The sequence below is a fragment of the Rhodospira trueperi genome (genome assembly GCF_900101965.1).
Classification (GTDB): domain Bacteria; phylum Pseudomonadota; class Alphaproteobacteria; order Rhodospirillales; family Rhodospirillaceae; genus Rhodospira; species Rhodospira trueperi.
This window is the reverse complement of sequence record NZ_FNAP01000004.1, coordinates 136593-159008: the sequence shown is the minus strand read 5'-3', so window position 1 is coordinate 159008 and position 22416 is coordinate 136593. Positions and strand designations below refer to the sequence as shown.

The following is a 22416-nucleotide window of genomic DNA, read 5'->3' as shown; positions in this document are numbered from 1 at the left end:
AGCGACTCCCCATGCCGCCATTCTCCGGCCGGTTTGCACGAACGCGGGACGAAGACGATGACGGCGACGGACACCACCACGGGCGTTGACGCGGATCGGGCCGAGGCGGAGGGCTCCGGGCTGTCGCCCTGGTCGGCGCTGGTGGGCGTGCCGCATGTGGACGTCGCCCCACACCGCGCGCCCATCGTCACCGACATCGCCCTGCCCGGTTCCAAGAGCTACACCAACCGCGCCCTGCTGTGCGCCGCCATGGCCGACGGGCGCTCGACCCTGACCGGCCTGCTGCGCTCCGACGACAGCTATTGGTGCGTCGAGAGCCTGCGCCGCCTGGGGGCCGCCGTGACGATGGACGGCACCACCGCGATCATCGATGGCCTGGGCCGGCGCCGTCCGCACCCGGAGGCGCGGCTGTACATCGGCTCCGCCGGCACCACGGCGCGGTTCCTGCCCGGTCTGCTGGCGGCCGGCGGGCCGGGCCGGTTCACGCTGGATGCCAGCCGGCAGATGCGCGGACGGCCGCTGGCGCCGCTGCTGCTGGCGCTGCGCCAGTTGGGGGGGGACATCACCTGCCCCGGCACCGAGGACGCGCCGCCGCTGGAGATCGAGGGGGTGTCGCTGCTGGGCGGGCCGGTGCGCATGTCCGGCGCGGTCTCCAGCCAGTTCATCAGCGGCGTGCTAATGGCCGGGCCGATGGCCCTGAACGGCGTTCACGTCCTCATCACCGACCACGTGGTGCAGAAGGACTACGTGGCCATGACCCTGGACATGATGGAGACCTTCGGGGCCATCGTGGAGGCCGACGACGACCTCGCCGAAATGCGGGTCGAGCCCGGCGGCTATCGCCCGGCGGACGTGGCGCTGGAGGCCGACGCCTCGACGGCGACCTATTTCCTGGCGCTGGCGGCGGTGACCGGCGGGCGGGTGACGGTGACCAACGTGGGCACGGCGACGCGCCAGCCCGACCTGCGCTTCATCGACATCCTGGAGCGCATGGGATGCCGGGTGACGCGCGAGCCGGCGGCGGTGACGGTGGAAGGACCGCCGGAGGGGCGCCTGACCGGCGGACTGGACGTGGACATGCGGCCGCTGTCGGACGCCACCCTGACGCTGGCGGCCATCGCGCCCTTCGCCGACGGGCCGGTGGCGATCCACAACGTGGCCCACATCCGCAAGCACGAAAGCGACCGCATCGGCGTCATGTGCGCGGCGCTGTCGACGCTGGGGGTGCCGGTGGACGAGCGCACGGACGGCATGACGGTGCACCCGGCGCGCCCTTCCCACGGGGTGATGGAAACGCATGACGACCACCGCGTGGCCATGGCGCTGGCCGTGCTGGGCGTGGCCGGGGCGGGCGTGCGACTGCTGGAACCCGGCTGTGTCTCCAAGACCTGCCCGCCGTTCTTCACCCTGCTGGCCGGGTTGGGCGTGGGGGTCGCGGGCGCGTCGGGCGGGTGAGGCATGGGCGACCGTCTGATCGGCCCCAGGGCAATCGGGGGAAAGAGGGTGTGGTGGCAAAGCGGAACGCCCCACCCTCTTTTGTCTCGGTAGGGCGGATTCGACCCGCGAAGCGGGGCAATCCGCCGCGTGGCGGTGATGCGGCGGGTTGCGCCTTCGGCGCGAACCCGCCCTACGATGTTTCGCATTCCGTCAACAGGGCGCTCACCCGATTGCCCTGCCAAAAGTTTCGACACGCCCTTTATCCGTGGTTACGGTGAAAGAGTAGTTCCACCTTTGAACCGGTCGCCGATGCCGACATCGATCCCCCTTGACGACATGCTGTCCGCGCGCCTGATACCGGCCGTCGAATGAACTGACTTCATTCGACGGCCGGCCGGGGCGACTGCGCCGGCGCTCATGGCGCCGCTTTGCGGCGCCAGTTTAAGGGTGGCCGCCCTTTGGGCGGCCGGGGCGGCGGAGCCGCGCGTCCCGAAGGGGCGCTGCGGCGAGAAAAACAAAGACTCAACAACGCCGGCTCGGCGTCGTAAAGGTCGGACGAGTCAATCTGATCGTCGGGCGGTATGATGCGGGTTGCCGCGTTCCGGCGGCGGTCGCCGGAAGGCCTCGCGCAAGAGGCCGTCGAGCAAGACGTGGCCCGTGAGGAAGCCCGGGCGGCCTCGACTCCCCGGCCACCACGCGCGGCCGGGGATCTCGGGTGTCGGCCGTTACGGGGTCCGGCCGCCTTGGCGGCCGACAAAAGCGCGGAACGCGGCCGCCTTGCTCTCATCAATGTCCAACCGGATGTGGGTCGAGACATCGGTGGTGGTGACGATGTGCCCCGGCACGGTTCCGACGTCCGGCACCGTGACCTGAAAAGCGGTCTCGCGCATGTCGCTCAACACCCGGTTCAGGGTCCCGACGCCGGCGAACGACAGGTCCTGGAGCAGACAGGGTTCCGTGAGCCCGCCCGAAAAGGCCAGGGTGACCGCCACGTTGACGGTGCGCAGCCGATTGTTTTCGCGGTCGGCCGACGTGGTCGAGCGGATGATGCGTTCCAGCGCGGTTTTCATGGTCTCCACATCGGTGCGCACCTGCTCGACCGACGCCTGGACGGTCCGAGCATGCCCGCTGGTGGTTTCGCTGCTTGTCGAGACGCTCCCGATGTTGTCGGCGGAGTCCTGTGTGCTGCGGGCGGCCAACTGGACATTGTGGCTGATTTCGCCGGTGGCCGCCGTTTGCTGTTCCACCGCCGCCGAAATGGCTGTCGAGATCTCGTTCAACTGTTCGATCACGCGTGTGATCCCGTGAATGGCGTCCACGGCGCGCTGCGTGGCGGACTGCATGCCACCGATCTGGTCGGCGATATTCTCCGTGGCCTTGGCGGTCTGGTTGGCGAGCGTCTTGACTTCGTTTGCAACAACGGCAAACCCCTTGCCGGCCTCGCCGGCCCGTGCCGCCTCGATCGTGGCGTTGAGCGCCAGCAGGTTCGTCTGCTTGGCGATATCACTGATCAGATTGACCACCTCGCCGATCTGATTGGCGGCCTCGGCCAAGCCATTGATCCGCGCGGTGGTGGATTCCGCTTCCTCCACCGCCTGGCGGGCGACCTCGGCCGCTTGGGCAACCTGGCCGCCGATTTCGGCGATCGAGTTGGAGAGCTGCTCGGACGCGGCGGCGGCCGCATCGACGTTGCCCGAGGCGTCGCGCGAGGCCGCGGCGGCGGCCGTGGAGCCTTGCTCCATGTCGGACATGCTGCGGTTCATGGCGAGGGTGGCCTCGTGCATGGCGGCCGTCTCGGACAGCACTTGCGCGATGGCGCTCTTGACCTCCTCGTCGAGGGCATTGGTCAGGGCCAGCATTTCGGCCTGAATGCGGCGGGCGCTACGGCGCTGTTCGGTGGCCTGCTCCGACTGCAGTCGCTGCACCTCTTGGGCATTGTCCTTGAAGACCTTTATGGCGCCCGCCATGGCGCCGATCTCGTCCTTCTTGTGGGTATACGGGATGTCAATCGAGCTGTCGCCCTCGGCCACGCGGCGCATGCAGCCGGTGATGGCCACCAGTGGGTTCACGACCACCTTAGACAGCACGAAAAACAGGGCCAAGCCCGCCAGCACCATGGCCGCGAAGACCACGGCCCCGGACTGAAACGACTCCCGCCAGGCCGTGCCCAGCGCCGCCGCCAGCGGCACGTAGGCATTGAGCGACCCAAGAACGGCCGGCGAGCCGATGTCCAAGTTGTGGCAGGCGGCACAGCCGGGATGTATGTCGGCCTTCAGGGGCACGGCGATGCGCAGGATGCCGTCTTCCTCGGTGCGGACCATTGCCGCCCCATCGTCGACCATGCGCCGCAACGCCGTGCGTTCGAAGGGCAGCTCGATCGCCGTGCTGGCGCCCCCCATCGGAGGCTGATCGGTCAAGGCCTTGTCGCCAATCAGGCGCACGCGCAGTGCCTCCGTGCCGAAATCGTGGATCACCGCCTCGTCGACCGCGCGGATGGTGCGGGCCCAGTCGGCGCGAACCACGCTTTCCGCCTCCGGCGTCTCGGCGTCCCGCAGCGCGTCGTAGAACTGCTTTGTCGACACCATAAACATTTCGGCCGACCGGGCGATCCCCGTCATGGCCGTATCTTCAGCCGCCAAGTACGTTCTGTTAATGAGCAAGAAGCGGGCAATATAGAACGCAACGAAGACGGCAATCACGATCGATGAAACGGCCAGAATGAAACCGACACGACCCCGAACACTGTTGATCAGACGCATTGTCTTGCGACCCTCCCGCAAACGATCCGGGGAACGCTTTCTGGACGATTTCGGAGCAGACGAGGTCGTCCTGTCCAGGGTCTGCGTTGAAACGCGCCGCGCGCTTGCCCCCCCCTCCCGGCCCCCACGGCCGTGACACCGGGCCAGCATCACCCCTCAGCCGGCCAAGGCACATGATCGTACACTCACATACCGAGCAACGATAGATTAACTCTTCCGTCTCTGTATCGAATCGGCGATGCTGAAAAGTTCGGTTTCCGCGTCGAATCGCGGCATTAGCGTGTGCGGCGACGCGGTCGTGGCAATGGCGATGGCCGCGCCGCCGCAGGCGGTTTCGTGTGCGGCCGTGGGCCGAATCTGCCCCACGAGTCATGAGCGGTGTGGAAGACGCCCTCAAGCCCTGGCAACGCCAGCGTCAATACGTCGGGGCCGTCACCTGACCGCCGCAACCGCAGCGAGCGACGGACCGGCTGACGGTGCATCGCGCCGTTCGGCGCGGACGCACCCTACGTTTCTCCGAATCCCCCACCGCCGGGCGTTTCGATGACCACCGCATCCCCCGGCGCCACCTCGACGCTGGCGGTGGGGCCCAGGTCCTCGACCGTCCCGTCGGCGCGTTCGACCGCATTGCGGCCACAGGCACCGTCCGTCCCGCCGTTCAGCCCGGACGGCGGCACACGGCGGCGGTTGGACAGGATCGCCGCCGTCATCGCCTCGCGGAACCTCAACCGCCGCACCACGCCGTCGCCGCCCCGGTGCGCCCCCGCCCCGCCGGAGCCCTCGCGCACCCGGAAGTCCTCCACCAGCACCGGGAAGCGGGCCTCCAACACCTCCGGGTCGGTCAGGCGGCTGTTGGTCATGTGGGTGTGTACGGCCGACGCGCCGTCCCAGTCCGGCCCGGCCCCGGCACCGCCGCAGATGGTCTCGTAATACTGGTGGCGGGCGTTGCCGAAGGTCAGGTTGTTCATGGTCCCCTGGGCGGCGGCCATGACCCCGAGCGCGCCGTACAGACAGTCCACCACCGCCTGACTGGTCTCGACGTTGCCGGCCACCACCGCCGCCGGATACACCGGGTTCAGCATGCACCCTTCGGGCACGCGGATGTCGATGGGCTTCAGGCAGCCCTCGTTCATCGGGATGGGCTCGTCCACCAGGGTGCGGAAGACGTACAGCACCGCCGCCCGGGTCACCGGCTTGGGCGCGTTGAAGTTGCCCGGCTGCTGGGCCGACGTGCCGGCGAAGTCCACCACCGCCCGCCGCGCGGCCCGGTCCACGGAGATGGCGACACGGATCTCCGCGCCGTCGTCCATCTCCACCCGGAACGCGCCGTCCTCCAGCACGTCCAGAACGCGCCTCACGGTCTCCTCGGCGTTGTCCTGGACGTGGCCCATGTAGGCCCGCACCACATCAAGCCCGAAGTGATCGACCATGCGCCGCAGTTCGTGCACGCCCTTCTCGTTGGCGGCGATCTGGGCCTGAAGGTCGGCGATGGTCTGCCTCGGGTTGCGGGCCGGGTACGCCCCGCCCTCCAGCAGATCCAGGAGCGCGCGTTCGCGGAAACCGTCCGCCGCATCCACCAGGTGGAAGGCGTCGATCAGCACGCCCTCTTCCTCCACGGTGGTGGAGTGCGGCGGCATCGACCCCGGGGTGATGCCGCCGATGTCGGCGTGATGGCCGCGCGCGCCGACGTAGAACAGGATCTCCCGGCCCGCGTCGTCGAACACCGGGGTCACGACGGTCACGTCGGGCAGGTGGGTGCCGCCGTTGTAGGGCGCGTTGGTCACGTAGACGTCGCCCGGCCGCATGGCGCCGCCGTGGACCTCCACGATGGCGCGCACCGATTCGCTCATCGAGCCCAGGTGAACCGGCATGTGCGGCGCGTTGGCGATCAGGTTGCCGGCGCCGTCGAACACGGCGCAGGAGAAGTCCAGCCGCTCCTTGATGTTGACCGACGTGGCGGTGTTCTGGAGCGTCGCCCCCATCTGCTCGGCGATGTTCATGAACAGGTTGTTGAACACCTCCAGCATCACCGGATCGGCCTGGGTGCCGATGGCCTGATGCCCGGGGCGCGGCACCGCGCGGTCGAGCACGACATGGCCCTTGGCCGTCAGGCCGGCGCGCCAACCGGGTTCGACGACGATGGTCCCGGTGGGCTCGACGATGATCGCCGGGCCGTCGATGGCATCCCCCGGCCGCAGGTCGGCGCGATCGTGCAGGGGCGCGTCGTGCCACGCCCCGCCGCTGAACAGGCGGGCGCGGTCGCGCGGCTCCGGCGCGCCGTCGCGCCGGGGCAGATCAAGGTCGGCCTCGTCCACGGCGACGGTGGTGGCGATGGTCTCCGCCGAGACCGCCTCGATCACCATCGGCTTGTCCAGGGTGAAGCCGAACCGCGCCTTGTGCAGGGCGGCGAAAGCGGCGGCCATGTCCGCCACCGGCCCGGCCTCCACCTCCAGCGCGGTGTCGGAACCGTCATAGCGCAGGTGCGCCCGGCGCAGCACGGTGGCGGCATCCCCGTCCAGGCCCTGGCGGGCGATGTCGGCGCGGCCCTGGTCCGCCAGCGCGTCCAGGGCGGCTTGGGCCTCGGCGGCTCCGGCCTCATCGAGGGGCGCGCCCACGGTGCGCTCGCCCATCGCCCGCACGTCGGCCAGCCCCATGCCGTAAGCCGACAGCACGCCGGAGAACGGATGTAGGAACACGGTCGACATGCCCAGCGCGTCGGCCACCAGACAGGCGTGCTGCCCCCCGGCGCCGCCGAAGCAGACCAGGGCGTATTCGGTGACGTCATAGCCGCGCTGGATGGAGATGGTCTTGATGGCGTTGGCCATGTTCTCGACGGCGATGCGCAGAAAACCCTCGGCCACCACTTCGGCCGGGCGGCCGTCGCCGATGCGCGCGGCCATGGCGGCGAAGCCAGCGCGGGCGGCCTCGGCATCCAGCGGCTGGTCGGCGTCGGGGCCGAACACCTTGGGGAAGGACTCCGGCTGGATCTTGCCCAGGACGACGTTGCAGTCGGTCACCGCCAGCGGCCCGCCGCGCCGGTAGCAGGCTGGGCCGGGATCCGCCCCGGCGCTGTCCGGCCCGACGCGGAACCGCGCCCCGTCGAAGTGCAGGATCGACCCGCCGCCGGCCGCCACGGTGTGGATGCGCATCATCGGCGCCTGCACGCGCACACCGGCCACCTGGGTGTCGAACGCGCGCTCGTACTCCCCATCGAAATGCGACACGTCGGTGGAGGTCCCGCCCATGTCGAAGCCGATCAGTTTCCCGAAGCCGGCCATCTCCGCCGTGCGGACCATGCCCACGACACCGCCGGCCGGGCCGGACAGGATGGCGTCCTTGCCCTGGAACAGGCGGGCGTCGGTCAGGCCGCCGTTGGACTGCATGAACATCAGCCGGGTGTCGCCCAACTCGCCCGCCACCCGGTCGACGTAGCGCCGCAGGATCGGCGACAGGTAGGCGTCCACCACCGTGGTATCCCCGCGCCCGACGAGCTTCATCAGCGGGCTGACCTCGTGGCTCACCGAGACCTGGGGAAAGCCGATGGCGCGGGCGATGGCGGCGACGCGGCGCTCGTGGTCGGGAAAACGGTAGCCGTGCGGGAAGGCCACCGCCACGGCGCGGATGCCGTCGTCATGGGCCTGTTGCAGGCCGGCGCGGGCGGCCTCCTCGTCCAGGGGCGCGATCTCTTCGCCCTCCGCCGTCACCCGCCCCGGCACCGCGATGACCCGCTCGTACAGCATCTCCGGCAGCACGATCCGGCGCGTGAACAGGTGCGGCCGGTTCTGGGTGCCGATGCGCAGCACGTCGCCGAACCCCTGGGCCGTCACCAGTGCCACCCGGTCGCCGGTGCGCTCCAGCAGGGCGTTGGTGGCCACCGTGGTCCCCATCTTCACGGCCTCGATCCGCGCGGCCGGAATGGGATCATCGGGGCCGACGCCGAGCAGATCGCGGATCCCCTGAAGCGCGGCGTCGGCGTACTGCTCCGGGTTGTCCGACAGCAGCTTGTGGGTGACCAGGGCGCCGTCGGGCCGGCGCGCCACCAGATCGGTGAAGGTGCCGCCCCGGTCGATCCAGATCTGCCAGCGGTCGGCGGTTTCATTTGCCTTTGGGGCGGCCTGAAGCGCGTTGGCGGCGGGGTCGGCGGCAGTCATGAGCGAACGGGCTCCGTCATATGAAAACCGGATGATTGACTCGGTGTAACGACGATCACGTGTAGGGCGGGTGACCGAAGGGCACCCGCCGGCTCTCGACTTTGCGGCGGCTGTCCTTCGGCCAGCCGCCCTACAGGTGCGAACCATTTTTCCGGAAGCCGTATCATACGAAAACCGCTTGATTGGTTCGCGTTCTTCGACCGGATTTCCGTAGGTTGGGGTGAGGTGCCATGCACCGAACCCCAACGTTTCGGCCCCCAGAACCGACTGGCGTTGGGGTTCGCTACGCTCACCCCAACCTACGCATTCGCGAACGGATCAAACGGACTTCGGATCAGGATCGCATCAGGTGGCATGTGATGCGTCTGGCATCGTCTGTCACGGGGCGGGCTGGCAACGCGTGCCGCACGGGGCCGATCCTACAGCGGTCGCGTGGCCCCGGTCAGCCACACCTGGGTCTCGTGGTCCACCAGAGGGCTGATCTCGTCGCGAACGCGGGCGTGATAGGCGTCCACCCAGGCACGCTCCTCCGAACTCAGCACGCCCGTGTCCATCAGCCGCCGGTCGATGGGCGCCAGGGTCAGGGTCTCGAACCCGAGCAGGGCGATCTCCGCCCCCTCCGGAGCGGCGGCGGTGGAGACCAACACCAGGTTCTCGATCCGGATGCCGTAGGCGCCGGCCTTGTAGTATCCGGGCTCGTTGGACAGGACCATGCCCGGTTCCAGGCCCACGCTGGAGGGCCGGCGGGCGATGCGCTGCGGCCCCTCGTGAACGCCCAGATGGCTGCCGACGCCATGACCGGCGCCGTGGTCGAAGTCCAGGCCGTCGCGCCATAGGGCGCGGCGGGTCAGGATATCCAGGTGCGTGCCCGTGGTGTCGGGGGGAAACACCGCCGTGGCCAGCGCGATATGCCCCTGAAGGACCCGGGTGAAGCGGCGGATCTGCTCCGCCGTGGGCTGGCCGATGACCACGGTGCGGGTGACGTCGGTGGTGCCGTCGCGGTACTGCGCGCCGCTGTCCACCAGATAGAGCGTGTCCGGCTCCAGGCGCCGGTCGGTCTCGGGCCGGGCGTGGTAGTGAACGATGGCGCCGTTGGGACCGGCCGCGCTGATGGTTTCGAAACTCGGTCCCCGGTACAGGTCACCTTCGGCGCGGAAGGCCCGCAGCCGCTCGGCGGCCGAGAGTTCCGTCTGCGTCCCGCGCGGCCCCTCCTGGTCGAGCCAGCACAGAAACCGGCACAGCGCGGCCCCATCACGCCGGTGCGCCGCGCGGGCGCCATCGATTTCGACCGCCGTCTTGCGGGCGCGGGGCAAGGCGACGGGATCGTCCCCAAGCTCGATCTTGGCTCCGGCGTTGGACAGGCGGGCGCGGATCCACTGGGCGCAGCCGTCACGGCTGAGCAGCACCGGCCGCTCGTCCTTGCCCAGCGCGTCCAGGGCCGCGCCGAGCGCGCCCGGCGCCTGCACCGCGACATGGGGACCAAGGTGGGCGCGGGCCGCCGGTGTCATTTTCCGGTTGTCCATGAACAGGGTCGCGCGACCGTTCTCGCACAGAATCGCGAACCCCAGGGCGAGCGGCGTGAACGGCACGTCCGAGCCCCGGATGTTGAACAGCCACGCCAGCGCGGCGGGGTCGGTGATGACGGTCGCCGCGCAGCCGCGCGCGCGCAGGGTGGATCGGATGTCCTCCCGCTTCGCCTCGCTGGCCCGCCCGGTATAGCTTTCCGGGTGGGGGACAACGGGGCCGAGGGGCGCGGGCGGACGATCCGTCCACAGGGTGTCGATCGGGCTGGCGGAGAGCGCGACGAGACGGGCGCCGATACGCCGGCAGACGGCGGTGCGCCGGTCGATCTCGCCGACCGTGTGCAGCCACGGATCATAGCCCAGCCGATCCCCGTACTTCAGGGTGCGCTCCAGCCAGTCGCCCACGGACACGCGGGTGGTCGGCACGATCTCCCACAGGCTGGTGTTGATCTGCTCGCTGGCCTGCAAGGTGTAGCGACCGTCGACGAACAGGGCGGCCCGGTCCTTCAGCACCACCGCGACCCCGGCCGACCCCGTGAATCCGCTCAGCCAGGCGAGGCGCTCGGCGTTGGCGGCGACGAACTCGCCCTGGTGGGCGTCCGCGCGCGGGACCATGACGCCACAGACGTTCAATCCGTCCAGCATGGCCCGCAACGCGCCCAACCGGGATCCGTCCCGCGCGCCATCCAGGGTCAACGGCGGCGGGGTCAGCGCCGCGCGCGCGGCGTCCAGGGCCTCGACCATGTCGGGGGACCGGGGCGGCACCGCGACCAAGTCCATCCAGGCGTGATCGACGGGAGGCGGCGTTGTGGAAATCCCGGCGATCAGCGCGCGCAGATCCTGTCGGTTGGGCGGCCCGTGCCACGCGCGGGCCATCAGCTCGCTCAGAGTGGCGATCGCGTCATCGACCCGCCGTGTGTCGGGCGGGGAGGACGGCGACCGGGCGCGGGACTTGGATTGCGATTGAGGTGTCATGGCAGGCTCAGGGAAGCGTGTCGGTGCGGGATTGTCCAGCGTTGATATGGGGGCGGAGGGGCCGCGGGACCCATGCGCGAAACGGCCCGCTCACCATGCGCCCGGCGCATTCCGGATCTGCGCGGATTTCGCTGCCGTAACGAACACACCGGCCCCATACTCCTGTCCATGGGGTGGGTGCGGGTCTCGCGAGGACCCAAGCCCGCCTTTTTTGGCTTTTCAGGGCAGCCGATGGCCTCTTGCCGCGCGGGCGGCGAGGACGTGGCTCGACTGCCTCAACTCGGCGCACCGGAGATGAGGAAGCGCCGTTTCGGTTTCAAGGAGTGAACACCATGTGGCTGACCGCCGATCACACAGAGGACGGAGGCGCGCTGCGGCAGGCGTCGGTTCTCGGCACCGTGTGGAGCACGCCGTTCCTGCCCTGGCCGAGCCCCGCGCGGACCGGCAGTTCCGGCGCGGTCTGCGCGACAGCCTCCAACGACGATCATCCGTCCCGCGCCGCCGGGCTGCGCGGCCTCATACAGCGGGTCCGCGGCTGGATGGCGCGCCGGGAGGTCGAGACCGCGCTTCAGGAGATGGACGACTATCAACTCGCCGACATCGGCCTGACCCGCGCCGACATTCCGGCGGTGGTGGCGGGACGGTTCCGGCGCCCGGGCTCAGTCCGCTGACGGGGGCGCGTCCTTTTCCAGGCGGCGCAACAGGAACTCGCGACCGACCTTGACGCGCGGCTCGCCGTCATAGGCAATGATGTCGGCGGTGGCGTATGTCTCGTTCCAATTGTCGGGCAGATAGCTGCCGGTGCCGATCACGTCGATGGGGGCCCGGGCATAGCCCATCACCCGGCACTTGGCCGGGCCGAAGCCCGACGACGCCACGATGCCGACGCGGTCGAAACCGGCCGCGTTGAGGCTCTCGCGCGTATGCCAGACGGCGGCCGCCGACACGCCGGTGCCGATGAGGAAGCGCAGTTCGGTCTCCGACCGGTAGCCCCGGATGGCATCGGGGCAGTAGCGTTCCAGAACCTCGTAGGACTTCTGGGTGTCCAGTCCCTCGATGAAGCGCCCGCCGTGCGTGTCCAGGCGGATGTTCAGCCGGCCCTCGGCCGCCAATTCAGGGAAGCGGCGGCAGACCGCCAAAGCATCCGAGATCTCCTGTCCGAAATAGTCCACCAGCACCGTCAGGGGCGTGTCCGGAAAGGTCTCGTGGAACATCTCGGCGGCGCGGAGCGTGGAGCCGGCATAGCCGATCAGGCCGTGCGGCATGGTGCCCAACCCTCGGTCCTGCCCGAAGAAATGGGCCGTCGCGTCGGTGGCGTTGCCGATGAAGCCCTTGGCGCCGGCCTTGCGCTGGGCGCGGCTGGAGCCGACGGAGGCGGCATAGGCCATCAATTCGGCCATCTCGGTGCCCGCACAGTGGCGCGCGTCCATGGCCAGGAACGCCACGCCGGGCAGTTCGGCGCTCATGGTGAAGGCGTTGTAAGCGGCGACGCCGCACGCCCCCAGCTTCTGCAGGAACAGAGTCTCCAGGTCGGCCAGCCCGGCCATGGAGCCGCTGAGGTACATCATCGGCTCGCCGGCGCCGACCCACTGGCTTTCCCGGAACGTCTCCTCAATGGTGACCTCGAAGCCCCGGGTCTCGGCCACCGCCCGCAGCCAGTTCAGCGCCAGCCGGGGGGCGTAGACGACCGGCCGGCGCATGAAGATGGCATAGGTCGCGCGGCAATCCCCGAAACGCTGGACGATGGCACGGGTGCGGACGAAGTACGAGTCCGTCCAGGCCTGAATGCGCTCGGCCGGAGGCCAAGTGACGCCGATGCCGCCGCCGGCATCCGATGGAATGGACGATTCCATGATAACTCCCACGCGCTCGGGATGCTGGGCAACGGCCTCAGTGTTACGACACGGCCGCCAGACCGGGCGGGGCCAGCTTGCCCAGGTTGCGTTCCTGCTTCAGACCCTCGGCGATCAGGAAGGCCAGTTCCAGGGCTTGGTTGGCGTTCAGACGCGGATCGCAATGGGTGTGGTAACGGTCGCCCAGGCGAGCCTCTGTGATGGCCTGGGCGCCACCGATGCATTCGGTAACGTCGCGCCCGGTCATCTCGAAATGCACACCGCCGGCATGGGTGCCCTCGGCGTGGTGCACGGCGAAGAAGCCGCGCACCTCCTTGAGGATGCGGTCCACCGAGCGGGTCTTGAAGCCGCTGGAGGCCTTCACCGTGTTGCCGTGCATCGGATCGCAGGCCCAGACGACCTTGCGCCCCTCGCGCTTGGTGGCCCGCGCCAGGGGCGCGAGGTGAGATTCGACGGCGTCGGCGCCCATGCGGGCAATCACGGTCAGGCGGCCCGGATCGTTGTTGGGATCAAGGACGTCGATCAGCCGCAACAGTTCGTCCTCGGTCATCGAGGGGCCGGCCTTCAGACCGATGGGGTTGCGGATACCGCGCAGGTATTCGATGTGCGCGCCGTCGCGCTGGCGGGTGCGGTCGCCCACCCACAACATGTGCGCCGTGGTGGAGTAGTGCTCCCCGGGCTGGGTCGAGTCCTCGCGCGTCAGCGCTTCCTCGTAGTTCAGCAGCAGGGCTTCGTGGGCGGTGTAGAACTCGGTCTCGCGCAATTGGGGCACCGAGTCGCCGGTCAGGCCGCACGCCTCCATGAAGCCCAGGCTTTCCGTGATGCGGTTCGCCATGTCTTCGTAGCGGTTGGCCTGCGGGCTGCCCTTGACGAAGTCCAGTGTCCAACGGTGCATCTGGAACAGATCGGCGTAACCGCCCTGGGCGAAGGCGCGCAGCAGGTTCAGGGTGGCCGCCGACTGGTGATAGACGCGCAGCAGCCGGTCCGGGTCCGGGCGCCGCGTGTCGGCCTCGAACTCCATGCCGTTGACCATGTCGCCCCGGTAGGACGGCAGCGAGACGCCGTCGATCTCCTCCATCGGCGCGGAGCGCGGCTTGGCGAACTGGCCGGCCATGCGCCCCACCTTGACCACAGGGCAGGCCGCCCCGTAGGTCAGCACCACGGCCATTTGCAGGATCACGCGGAACGTATCGCGGATGGTGTTGGCGCCGAACTCCGCGAAGCTCTCGGCGCAGTCCCCGCCCTGGAGCAGAAACGCCTTGCCGTCCGCCACCTGGGCCAGGGATTTGCGCAAGCGCCGGGCCTCGCCGGCGAACACCAACGGCGGCAGCGCGGCCAATTCGGCCTCGACGGCGCGCAGGCGATCCGGGTTCGGATAGTCCGGCACCTGTTGAATCGGTTTGGCGCGCCAGCTCTGCGCGCTCCAGTCACGGGCCATGGTCCTGGTCGTCTCCTTGCCGGTGGCTGTCGTCGAAGTGCCCGCCAGGCAGGCACCCCACCCGAGGTGCCCCTGATATAAGCGGAGAGCTTTCGTGATGGAAGAATGAAACACAGCCTCGACCCGTGTCCGCGCGCGGACAGGCGAACACGGGGAGGCGTTGAGGTCCCATCTCAGTGGTAGAGAATGCGTCCCATGTTGTCCTTGGTGACGGTGACGGGCGTGTAGGTCGGCACGGTCACGGTCGGGGTCACCGCGCGGGGCGTCGGATCCATGCCGGCGGTCCCCTTGAGGCTGGTGCTTTGCGGCGTCTTGACGAGGTCGGCCGGAAGGGTGGCGCCGAGGCACTTGATGTAGACGATCACGTAACTGTCCACGATCCAGAAATTCTTCTGATATTCCAGCATGTTGAACGTGTGGGTGTAGTTTCCCACCGTATAGCTGTGAATGGTCCATCGGGAGGTCAGCAACCCGGCCAGATAGGCGCCCCGGTCGGCGGCGGCCTCAACGCAGGACTTGCCGTTCCAGACGTATTTCGTGACGGAAAAGGTGCCGCCCTTTTCGACCAGACGCTGATGGACGGCCTCCAGTGTGGTGTTGACGGTCTTCGACACGGTGTCGCCCAGGCCGCTCGGGCTGGCCTCGCCGACATAGGCGGATTTGCCATACAGCAGGTACGGCAAGGCCGTCGCCGCCGTGCCCAGGGCAACCACGCCGACAATGGGAAAGGGCATGGCGCTCGCTCCTTTCGCGAAAAGGACCAGGGGTCGGTCCACCTGTCATTCCCGCATGTGGCCCCGACCGCGTCAAGCCGGAACACCCGGACGAGCCCGCCCAGGGTGGCTTGGTCTCACGACGCGGCGAGACGCACCCTTGTCAACCCCCCGTGTTTCATGCCAAGAACCGCGCCTTAATGGCGGCCGGGGGAGGACCGCGCGAGACCGCGACCTCAAGCCCCGGGCGCCTGCCTCTATTCTCTCCGGGTCCGTCCCGCCGCCCGTCGCCAAGGAGCCCCGCCGTGCCGCTGCAAGACTACCTGTTTACGTCCGAGTCCGTGTCCGAGGGCCATCCCGATAAGGTCTGCGACCGCATCTCGGATGCCGTCGTCGATACCTTCCTGGCCGCCGATCCGCTGGCCCGCGTGGCCTGCGAGACGCTGACCACCACCAATCTGGTGGTGCTGGCCGGCGAGGTCCGGGGACCGGCCGAGGTGGCCCAGAACAGGGACCTTCTAGAGCAGGTGGCCCGCGACGCCATCAAGGACATCGGTTACGAGCAGGACGGCTTCCACTGGAAGACCGCCGACGTCCAGGTCCACCTGCACGCGCAGTCGTCCGACATCGCCCAGGGCGTGGACGCCGCCGGCAACAAGGACGAGGGCGCCGGCGACCAGGGCATCATGTTCGGGTACGCCTGCGACGAGACCGACGAGTTGATGCCGGCGCCGATCGCCTTTTCGCACCGGATCCTGAAATCGCTGGCCGAGGCGCGCAAGAGCGGCGCAACCGGCATTCTGGGTCCCGACTCCAAGAGTCAGGTCACCCTGCGCTACGCCAACGGCAAGCCGGTCGGCGCCACCAGCGTCGTGGTCTCCACCCAGCACGCCGACGCCGCCACCACCGAGGAGGTCCGCGAGTACGTGCGCCAGCATGTGCTGAAGGTCCTGCCCGACGGCTGGATGTGCCCGGAGGACGAGTTCTATGTGAACCCCACCGGCCGCTTCGTCATCGGCGGGCCGGACGGCGACTGCGGCCTGACCGGGCGCAAGATCATCGTCGATACCTACGGCGGCGCGGCGCCGCACGGCGGCGGTGCCTTCTCCGGCAAGGACCCCACCAAGGTGGACCGCTCGGCCGCCTACGCCGCGCGCTATCTGGCCAAGAACGTGGTCGGTGCCGGGCTGGCGACCAAGTGCGTGATCCAGCTGTCGTATGCCATCGGCGTGTCCAAGCCGCTGTCGGTCTATGTCGATACCTTCGGCACCGGCACGGTGGACGAGGCCAAGCTGGCGGCGGCGTTGCAGGAGGTCATGAACCTGTCGCCGCGCGGCATCCGCGAGCACCTGAAGCTGAGCCGGCCGATCTATGCCCGCACCGCCGCTTACGGCCACTTCGGCCGCACACCGGAGGACGACGGCGGCTTCTCCTGGGAGCGCCTGGATCTGGTCAACGATCTGAAGAGCGCCCTGGGCGGCTGATCCGGGATCAAGGCGTAGGGCGGGTGGCCGAAGGACACCCGCCGCCCGTCCGTGTTGCGGTGGCAGCCCCTGACCTTGGTCCGTGACGGGCTGAAACCACGTTGCTTTCGACACCGGCCGGCCCGTGTTCCGCCTGTTCCGGACCCGCGATGATGGGCAAGGCACGTCTCGACATGAGGAGCGACTACATCCCCGCGCTGGATGGGCTCAGGGCCATCGCGGTCTCCATCGTCGCTCTGTACCATGCCTTTCCGGATTTCATGCCGGGCGGGTTTCTGGGCGTTGATGTCTTTTTCGTCATTTCTGGATACCTGATTACCGGCCTGATCCACGCCGAGATCCAGCGCAACACGTTCGATGTGCGGGCGTTTTTCGTCCGCCGCATGCGGCGCCTGGGGCCGGCCCTGGTGACCGTGTCCGCCGTGGTGCTGACCTTCGGCTTCGTGGCCCTGGACGCCGACAGTCTGGTCGATCTGGCCCAGGCGATGGCCGCAGCACTCGGCCTGTCCGCGAACTGGTACTTCTTTTTCACGGAAGACTACTTCAACCCGGTTCGGGACTCGAACCTGCTCGTTCATTACTGGTCGCTGTCAGTCGAGGAGCAATTCTATCTCGTCTGGCCGTTTCTTCTCTTGCTGCCCCTGCGTCGGGCGGGTCTCGCGACCGTTGTCGCCGGCGTTGGCTTGGCTTCGTTCGCCTTCGCCGGATGGAGTGGAGCCACCGAAGAGACGCCGGGGGCCTTCTTTTCGACCCCGTTGCGCGTTTGGGAACTGGCCGCCGGAGCCTGTCTGGCCCTGACCGCGCGGCCCGTGGTGCTGCGAAGCGCCCTGAGCATGCCCTGGGTGTACATCGGAACGCTCGCCGCCGGCCTTGGGCTCATCCTGGGATCGTCCGTCCTGGTCTCCGGCCAGACCGGGATTCCCGGGCCGGCCGCCGTGCCCGCCGTGGTGGGGGCGCTGCTGGTGATTCTGACCGTCGAGCACCCGGCTCCCGGACGGGCCGGCCGTCACCTTGGCCTGTCCAGTGGGCCGGTGGTCTATGTCGGGCGCCTGTCCTATTCCTGGTATCTCTGGCACTGGCCGGTCCTGGTCGCCGCGCGTCAGGCGTTCGTCGATATCAACGAACTGGAGACGATCCTGCTGCTGCTGGTGTCGCTGGGGCTGGCCAGCCTGAGCTATCACTGGATCGAGATGCCCGTGCGGAAGCGGCGGGTCCTGGGGCGCCCCCGCGACCTGATGCTCGCCATGGGGTTCGCGGTCGCGCTGCTGCTCTGCGCCATCGCCGTCGCGGTGCTCGGCAAGGGTCTGCCCGGTCGAATTTCTCCCCAAATTCAGACGGTTCTTGCGGTCGAGGCCGACCAACGCCGGGACGGCATGCGCTGCGGCTCATTGGCCGACCTGAGCCGAACCCTCCCCATTCCCGACAGCGTGCTGGGGAGCCACGCGGACGTCACAGCCTGCGCCCTGGGCGACCCATCGGCACAGCGGGTATCCTTCGTGCTGTGGGGCGACAGCCATCTGGGGGCCATCCAGCCCGCCGCCGGGATCGCCGCCAGCGAAGCCGGCAGCCTGGGGCTGTCGTTCGCGATGGGCGCCTGTCCGCCGCTGTTTGGCACGGCTTGGTCGGCCCTGTCGGCGGAGGCAGCGCAGGCCTGCGCCGACCGCAATGTCGCCGTCGCCGAAGTGATCCGCCTCCTGCACCCGCCCTGTGTGACGCTGGTGGCGCACTGGGACACCTACGCGCTGCGCCCAACCGGATGGTTCGGCCAGCTTCGCCCGGGAAAACTGAAGGCGGTCGGTCGATCCGAGCCGCCGGATCGGCTGTTCGAGGCCGCGCTGAAGGACACCGTGTCCCAACTCGCCGAGACGACACGCCTGCGGATTCTGGTTGACGTGCCGACCCATGATATCGACGTCCCGCAATCCCTGGCTTTGGACCTTCGGTTCCCCTGGCTGCCCGGCCAGAGCTGGATGACCCGGTCCCGGCAGGAAGAACGCCGGGCCACCTACATGCCGGTGTTCCGTGAGGCCACCCAGCGGTGGGGCGGAACGCTCATCGACCCGTTGGATGCCTTCTGCCCGGAGGAGACCTGCCTGGCCGCCATCGACGGGGTTCCGGCCTTCCACGATTCCAGCCACCTCTCCGCCGCCGGCGCCGACTACCTGCTGGCGCGCCATCCGGAGTTGGTCGCCGCGTGCCCCGGCGCGGCGGAAGAGTGAGCCGATCCCGAGCCCTTGAAAGAGATCGCCGAGGAGGAGTGTCAGACCGTGTCCGACCCCAACGCCGTCCGCACCGAGGACGTCCGCTTCTACGGCCGGCGCAAGGGCAAGCCCCTGCGCGCCGGCCGGCAGGCGGCCATGGAGCGGCGCCTGCCCGATCTGGCCATTCCGACCCCCGGAGAGGGTGAGACGCTCGATCCGGCGGCCCTCTTCCCAGAGCCCAAACGCGCGGTCTGGCTGGAGATCGGCTTCGGCGGCGGTGAGCATCTGGCGGCCCAGGCGACGGCGCATCCCGACGTGGGCTTCATCGGCGGCGAGGTGTTCGAATACGGGGTCGCCAAGCTGGTGGCGGCGGTGGACGACGCCGGCTTGACCAACGTGCGGGTCCATCCGGACGACATCCGCCCCGTGCTGGAGCATCTGCCTGAGGCCTGCCTGGAGCGGATCTTCGTCCTCTTTCCCGATCCCTGGCCGAAGAGCCGCCACGCCAAGCGGCGCATGATCGCCCCCCGGCGGCTGGATCTGTTCGCGCGGCTGCTGGCGGACGGTGGATTGCTGCGGGTGGCCAGCGACGACATGGGCTATATCCGCTGGACCCTGATGCACACCACCGTCCACCCGGCCTTCGCCTGGACCGCGCGGCGGCCCGACGATTGGCGCCGGCCCCCGGCCGACCATGTCCGGACACGCTACGAGGCCAAAGCGCTGACCCAGGGACGCCGGCCGGTCTATCTCGATTTCAGGCGGCGGGCGCGGGCGGACGGTTCATCATAGAGCAAATCCCGAGCGACCCGGAACGGATCGCGACGACGATTTGCTTCAATATCAATTCAATAGAGCGCGTGTTCGGGTGCGGAGCCGGCCTGAGCGGCCCTATCCGCCCGGCGGAATCGCCACGCCGGCCTCGCCGAAGCTCTGCACCAGGCTGCCGACCACCAAGTACCAGCCGTCCACCAGCACGAAGAACACCAGCTTGAACGGCAGCGCCAGCATCATCGGCGGCAGCATCATCATACCCATGGACATCAGCACCGAGGCGATGACCATGTCGATGATGACGAACGGCACGTAGATCAGGAACCCGATCTCGAACGCCCGGCGCAATTCGCTGATGACGAAGGCGGGCACGATGGCCGCCAGCGAGGCGTCGTCCGCCGTGGTCTCCGGCGGCGCATTCGACAGGTCGATCATCAGCGCCAGATCCTTGGGCCGGGTATGGCGCAGCATGAACTCCCGCAGCGGCACCACGGCCCGGTCGAAGGCTTCGAATTCGTCGATCTGCTCGTTGACCAGCGGCGCGATGCCGGACTCCCAGGATTGCTCGAAGGTCGGGGCCATGATGAACATGGTCATGAACAGTGACAGACCCATCAACAGCATGTTGGGCGGTGTGGTCTGCGTGCCCATGGCGTGGCGCAGGATGGAGAAGACCACGATGATGCGGATGAAAGACGTGGTCATCAGCAGAATGCCGGGCGCCACCGACAGCACGGTGATCAGGGCTACAAGCTGGACCACGCGGGCGGTCATGGTGCCGTCGCCGTTGCCCAGGTCGATGGACAGTTGCTGCGCCCAGGCCGGAGGAGCGGCCATGACCGCCATCGCCAGGACGCCCGACAGAACCGCGAGGAGAACGAGCGCCGTCCGGGTCATGACGACCCCGCCTGCTGACCGCGCGCCAGGAAGGTCCGAAAGGACGGCGTCGGCGCCTCCTGCGGCGGCTCCGGCATCGCGGGGGGCACGATGTCGCGCTCGACGACCAGATCGGTGACGCCGCCGATGAGCAGCAGGTGCTCGCGGTCATCGCGCCGCACCAGCACCAGCCGGCGCCGGTTGTCGACAACGGCGCCCTCCACCACGCCCAGGCGGCGGCGCGCGCCACGCCCGCCACCGGCCGCGCCGGCCCCCGACCCGAACCGCCGCAGCAACGCGGCCATCAGGAATATGAGGCCCAGCACCAGCATCAGGGCGAGGGCAAACCGGGTATAGGTGTCCAGGTCCATGAGGCGCGCACCAGAGGGCAGGCCGGCGGCCCCGGCCTCGGGAGGGAGGCTTCGGCACCGCACGGCGCACGATGGTTCCTACAGGGCATAGCATCGGGAGACCTAACGTGGGCTTAATGCCGGCGTCGGAGATGACTCCAGCAGCCCTGAACGCGGTTCAGCGCCACCTTGAGACCCGCCGCGTGATCGGGCATGGTGTCGGCCGTTCCCACCCATACGAATAGGGGAAGCCCCGTCCCATGACGAAGACGGTCAAGATCGCGATTCTCGGCGCCAGCGGCTACACCGGCGCGGAACTGGTGCGCCTGCTGGACACCCATCCCAATACCGAGCTTGCGATCCTCACCGCCGACCGCCGCGCCGGCCAAACCCTGGGCGCCGTGTTCCCCCACCTCGCCCAGGTCAAGGCACCGCCCTTGGTCTCCATCGACGACGTGACGGCCGAGGACTGGGCTGGCGTCGATGTGGTGTTCTGCGCCCTGCCCCACGCCACCACCCAGGCCGTGATCGCCCGCCTGCCGGAGCACCTGCGCATCGTCGATCTGTCGGCGGACTTCCGTCTGTTCGACACCGACGTCTACGCCGAATGGTACGGCGGCCCGCACAAGGCGCCGGAGCTTCAGAAGACCGCCATCTACGGCCTGACCGAACTGGATCGGGAGCGGGTCGCGAACGCGCGACTGGTCGCCAATCCCGGCTGCTATCCGACCGGCCCGCAACTGGCGCTGATTCCGTTGATCGAGTCGGGCCTGATCGAGCCCGACGACATCATCATCGACGCCAAGTCGGGCGTCAGCGGCGCCGGCCGGGGCGCCAAGGAGGGCTTGCTGCACGGCGAGGTCTCGGAGGGCCTGCATGCCTACGCCGTCGCCAGCCACCGCCACGCCCCGGAGATCGAGCAGGGACTGTCGCGCGCCGCGCGCCGCCCCCTGCTGGTCAACTTCACACCGCATCTGGTGCCCATGAACAGAGGCATCCTGTGCACCATCTACGTGCGCACGGTCGGTGAAGCCGATGCCGGCACCCTGCTGTCAAAGCTGACCGTCCGGTTCCAGGGCGAACCGTTCGTCAAGGTGCTGCCGAAGGGCACGCTGCCGCAGACGCGGCATGTGCGCGGCTCCAACCTGTGCCTGATCGGCGCCGCCGACGACCGCCTGCCCGGCCGGGTGATCCTGGTCACGGCCATCGACAATCTGGTCAAGGGCGCCGCCGGTCAGGCGATCCAGAACATGAACGTCATGCTCGGTCTGCCGGAAACCGCCGGGCTGGCCCTGCAACCGATCTTCCCCTGACACCTGCGGAGGTCCTCGCCATGACCCCCATCATCCTGCCCTATCGGGGCGTGCTGCCGACCATCGCGCCGGACGCCTTCGTCGCGCCCGGCGCCACGGTCATCGGTGACACCGAAATCGGGCCGGGAACCGGCATCTGGTTCGGGTGCGTGGTGCGCGGCGATGTGCACGAAATCCGCATCGGCGCCAACACCAATGTTCAGGACGGCACGGTGATCCACGTCAGCAAGGGGACCTTCGGAACCTACATCGGCGATTCCGTCACCATCGGCCATCAGGCCCTGATCCACGCCTGCACCCTGGAGGACCGCTGCTTCGTCGGCATGAACGCGACGGTCATGGACGGCTGCGTGGTGGAGACGGGCGCCATGGTCGCTGCCGGGGCGCTGGTCACCCCCGGCAAGCGGGTCAAGGCCGGCGAACTGTGGGCCGGCAGCCCGGCGAAACTCAAGCGGGACCTGACCGAGGACGATACCAAGACCTGGCAGGAGCAGGCCGACCGCTACGCCGCACTGGCCCGCGAATACTGCGAGGTCCTGGCCGCGCGCGCCGCCTCCTGACGTGGGCGG

The 22416-nt window shown here is 68.8% G+C and carries 15 protein-coding genes; 7 read left to right on the top strand and 8 right to left on the bottom strand.

Going from position 1 to position 22416, the window contains the following annotated elements; all coding sequences use genetic code 11:
- The first annotated feature begins 57 nt into the window (after positions 1-57).
- On the top strand, positions 58-1455 hold the full coding sequence (gene aroA, locus BLS85_RS07240) for a 3-phosphoshikimate 1-carboxyvinyltransferase (protein ID WP_092784453.1): 1398 nt from the start codon (positions 58-60) through the stop codon (positions 1453-1455).
- Positions 1456-2162: 707 nt separating this feature from the next.
- On the opposite strand, the gene BLS85_RS07235 is transcribed toward aroA, so the two are convergent.
- From BLS85_RS07235 to BLS85_RS07225, 3 genes are all read right to left on the bottom strand, one after another.
- A complete protein-coding gene (locus BLS85_RS07235) occupies positions 2163-4055 on the bottom strand; it encodes a methyl-accepting chemotaxis protein (RefSeq protein ID WP_176793463.1) in 1893 nt (630 codons plus the stop codon).
- A gap of 647 nt (positions 4056-4702) precedes the next feature.
- Positions 4703-8347, bottom strand: a complete 3645-nt coding sequence (locus BLS85_RS07230) for a hydantoinase B/oxoprolinase family protein (protein WP_092784447.1) — start codon at positions 8345-8347, stop codon at positions 4703-4705.
- A gap of 419 nt (positions 8348-8766) precedes the next feature.
- Positions 8767-10845, bottom strand: a complete 2079-nt coding sequence (locus BLS85_RS07225) for an aminopeptidase P family protein (RefSeq protein WP_245699128.1) — start codon at positions 10843-10845, stop codon at positions 8767-8769.
- 332 nt (positions 10846-11177) lie between these two features.
- Here BLS85_RS07225 and BLS85_RS07220 point away from each other — a divergent pair, with 332 nt between their 5' ends.
- Positions 11178-11516: a DUF1127 domain-containing protein gene (locus BLS85_RS07220; protein ID WP_092784444.1), complete on the top strand. Its 339-nt coding sequence runs from the start codon at positions 11178-11180 to the stop codon at positions 11514-11516.
- Here the strand turns inward: BLS85_RS07220 and BLS85_RS07215 are convergent.
- The 3 genes from BLS85_RS07215 to BLS85_RS07205 all read right to left on the bottom strand — a co-directional run bounded on the left by BLS85_RS07215 (position 11505) and on the right by BLS85_RS07205 (position 14870).
- Entirely contained in the window at positions 11505-12698 is a 1194-nt protein-coding gene (locus BLS85_RS07215) for a nicotinate phosphoribosyltransferase (protein WP_092784441.1), read from the bottom strand. The genes BLS85_RS07220 and BLS85_RS07215 overlap by 12 nt on opposite strands.
- 43 nt (positions 12699-12741) lie before the next feature.
- Entirely contained in the window at positions 12742-14136 is a 1395-nt protein-coding gene (locus tag BLS85_RS07210; RefSeq protein WP_092784438.1) for a class II 3-deoxy-7-phosphoheptulonate synthase, read from the bottom strand.
- 173 nt (positions 14137-14309) lie between these two features.
- Positions 14310-14870 (bottom strand): hypothetical protein, encoded by a 561-nt coding sequence (locus tag BLS85_RS07205; protein ID WP_092784435.1) that lies wholly within the window; start codon positions 14868-14870, stop codon positions 14310-14312.
- Between the two features lie 284 nt (positions 14871-15154).
- Between BLS85_RS07205 and metK the strand changes: the two genes are divergently transcribed.
- The 3 genes from metK (at position 15155) to trmB (ending at position 19326) form a co-directional block, all read left to right on the top strand.
- The gene (gene metK, locus BLS85_RS07200) at positions 15155-16333 is read left to right on the top strand and encodes a methionine adenosyltransferase (RefSeq protein ID WP_092784432.1); all 1179 of its coding nucleotides are present in this window, start codon (positions 15155-15157) and stop codon (positions 16331-16333) included.
- A 173-nt stretch (positions 16334-16506) separates the two neighbouring features.
- Complete coding sequence (locus tag BLS85_RS07195) at positions 16507-18552, top strand: acyltransferase family protein (protein ID WP_176793461.1); 2046 nt, start codon at positions 16507-16509, stop codon at positions 18550-18552.
- A gap of 48 nt (positions 18553-18600) precedes the next feature.
- Positions 18601-19326: a tRNA (guanosine(46)-N7)-methyltransferase TrmB gene (trmB, locus tag BLS85_RS07190; protein WP_092784784.1), complete on the top strand. Its 726-nt coding sequence runs from the start codon at positions 18601-18603 to the stop codon at positions 19324-19326.
- A 99-nt stretch (positions 19327-19425) separates the two neighbouring features.
- Here trmB and fliP read toward each other — a convergent pair whose 3' ends face one another.
- Positions 19426-20205, bottom strand: a complete 780-nt coding sequence (gene fliP, locus BLS85_RS07185; RefSeq protein WP_092784426.1) for a flagellar type III secretion system pore protein FliP — start codon at positions 20203-20205, stop codon at positions 19426-19428.
- Positions 20202-20555 (bottom strand): flagellar biosynthetic protein FliO, encoded by a 354-nt coding sequence (locus tag BLS85_RS07180; protein ID WP_092784423.1) that lies wholly within the window; start codon positions 20553-20555, stop codon positions 20202-20204. The genes fliP and BLS85_RS07180 overlap by 4 nt, the downstream gene beginning before the upstream one ends.
- Positions 20556-20794: 239 nt before the next feature.
- Here BLS85_RS07180 and argC point away from each other — a divergent pair, with 239 nt between their 5' ends.
- Together argC and BLS85_RS07170 are read left to right on the top strand one after the other, a co-directional pair.
- Entirely contained in the window at positions 20795-21847 is a 1053-nt protein-coding gene (argC, locus tag BLS85_RS07175; protein WP_092784420.1) for an N-acetyl-gamma-glutamyl-phosphate reductase, read from the top strand.
- Positions 21848-21867: 20 nt separating this feature from the next.
- Complete coding sequence (locus BLS85_RS07170; RefSeq protein ID WP_092784418.1) at positions 21868-22407, top strand: gamma carbonic anhydrase family protein; 540 nt, start codon at positions 21868-21870, stop codon at positions 22405-22407.
- The last annotated feature ends 9 nt before the right edge of the window (positions 22408-22416 follow it).

Excerpts from the sequence above, each read along its gene's own strand:
- BLS85_RS07235 (WP_176793463.1), bottom strand. The coding sequence starts at position 4,055 with ATGACGGGGATCGCCCGGTCGGCCGAAATGTTTATGGTGTCGACAAAG.
- BLS85_RS07215 (WP_092784441.1), bottom strand. The coding sequence starts at position 12,698 with ATGGAATCGTCCATTCCATCGGATGCCGGCGGCGGCATCGGCGTCACT.
- BLS85_RS07225 (WP_245699128.1), bottom strand. The coding sequence starts at position 10,845 with ATGACACCTCAATCGCAATCCAAGTCCCGCGCCCGGTCGCCGTCCTCC.
- fliP (WP_092784426.1), bottom strand. The coding sequence starts at position 20,205 with ATGACCCGGACGGCGCTCGTTCTCCTCGCGGTTCTGTCGGGCGTCCTG.
- BLS85_RS07180 (WP_092784423.1), bottom strand. The coding sequence starts at position 20,555 with ATGGACCTGGACACCTATACCCGGTTTGCCCTCGCCCTGATGCTGGTG.
- BLS85_RS07195 (WP_176793461.1), top strand. The coding sequence starts at position 16,507 with ATGAGGAGCGACTACATCCCCGCGCTGGATGGGCTCAGGGCCATCGCG.
- BLS85_RS07210 (WP_092784438.1), bottom strand. The coding sequence starts at position 14,136 with ATGGCCCGTGACTGGAGCGCGCAGAGCTGGCGCGCCAAACCGATTCAA.
- BLS85_RS07230 (WP_092784447.1), bottom strand. The coding sequence starts at position 8,347 with ATGACTGCCGCCGACCCCGCCGCCAACGCGCTTCAGGCCGCCCCAAAG.
- argC (WP_092784420.1), top strand. The coding sequence starts at position 20,795 with ATGACGAAGACGGTCAAGATCGCGATTCTCGGCGCCAGCGGCTACACC.
- BLS85_RS07220 (WP_092784444.1), top strand. The coding sequence starts at position 11,178 with ATGTGGCTGACCGCCGATCACACAGAGGACGGAGGCGCGCTGCGGCAG.
- BLS85_RS07170 (WP_092784418.1), top strand. The coding sequence starts at position 21,868 with ATGACCCCCATCATCCTGCCCTATCGGGGCGTGCTGCCGACCATCGCG.
- aroA (WP_092784453.1), top strand. The coding sequence starts at position 58 with ATGACGGCGACGGACACCACCACGGGCGTTGACGCGGATCGGGCCGAG.
- BLS85_RS07205 (WP_092784435.1), bottom strand. The coding sequence starts at position 14,870 with ATGCCCTTTCCCATTGTCGGCGTGGTTGCCCTGGGCACGGCGGCGACG.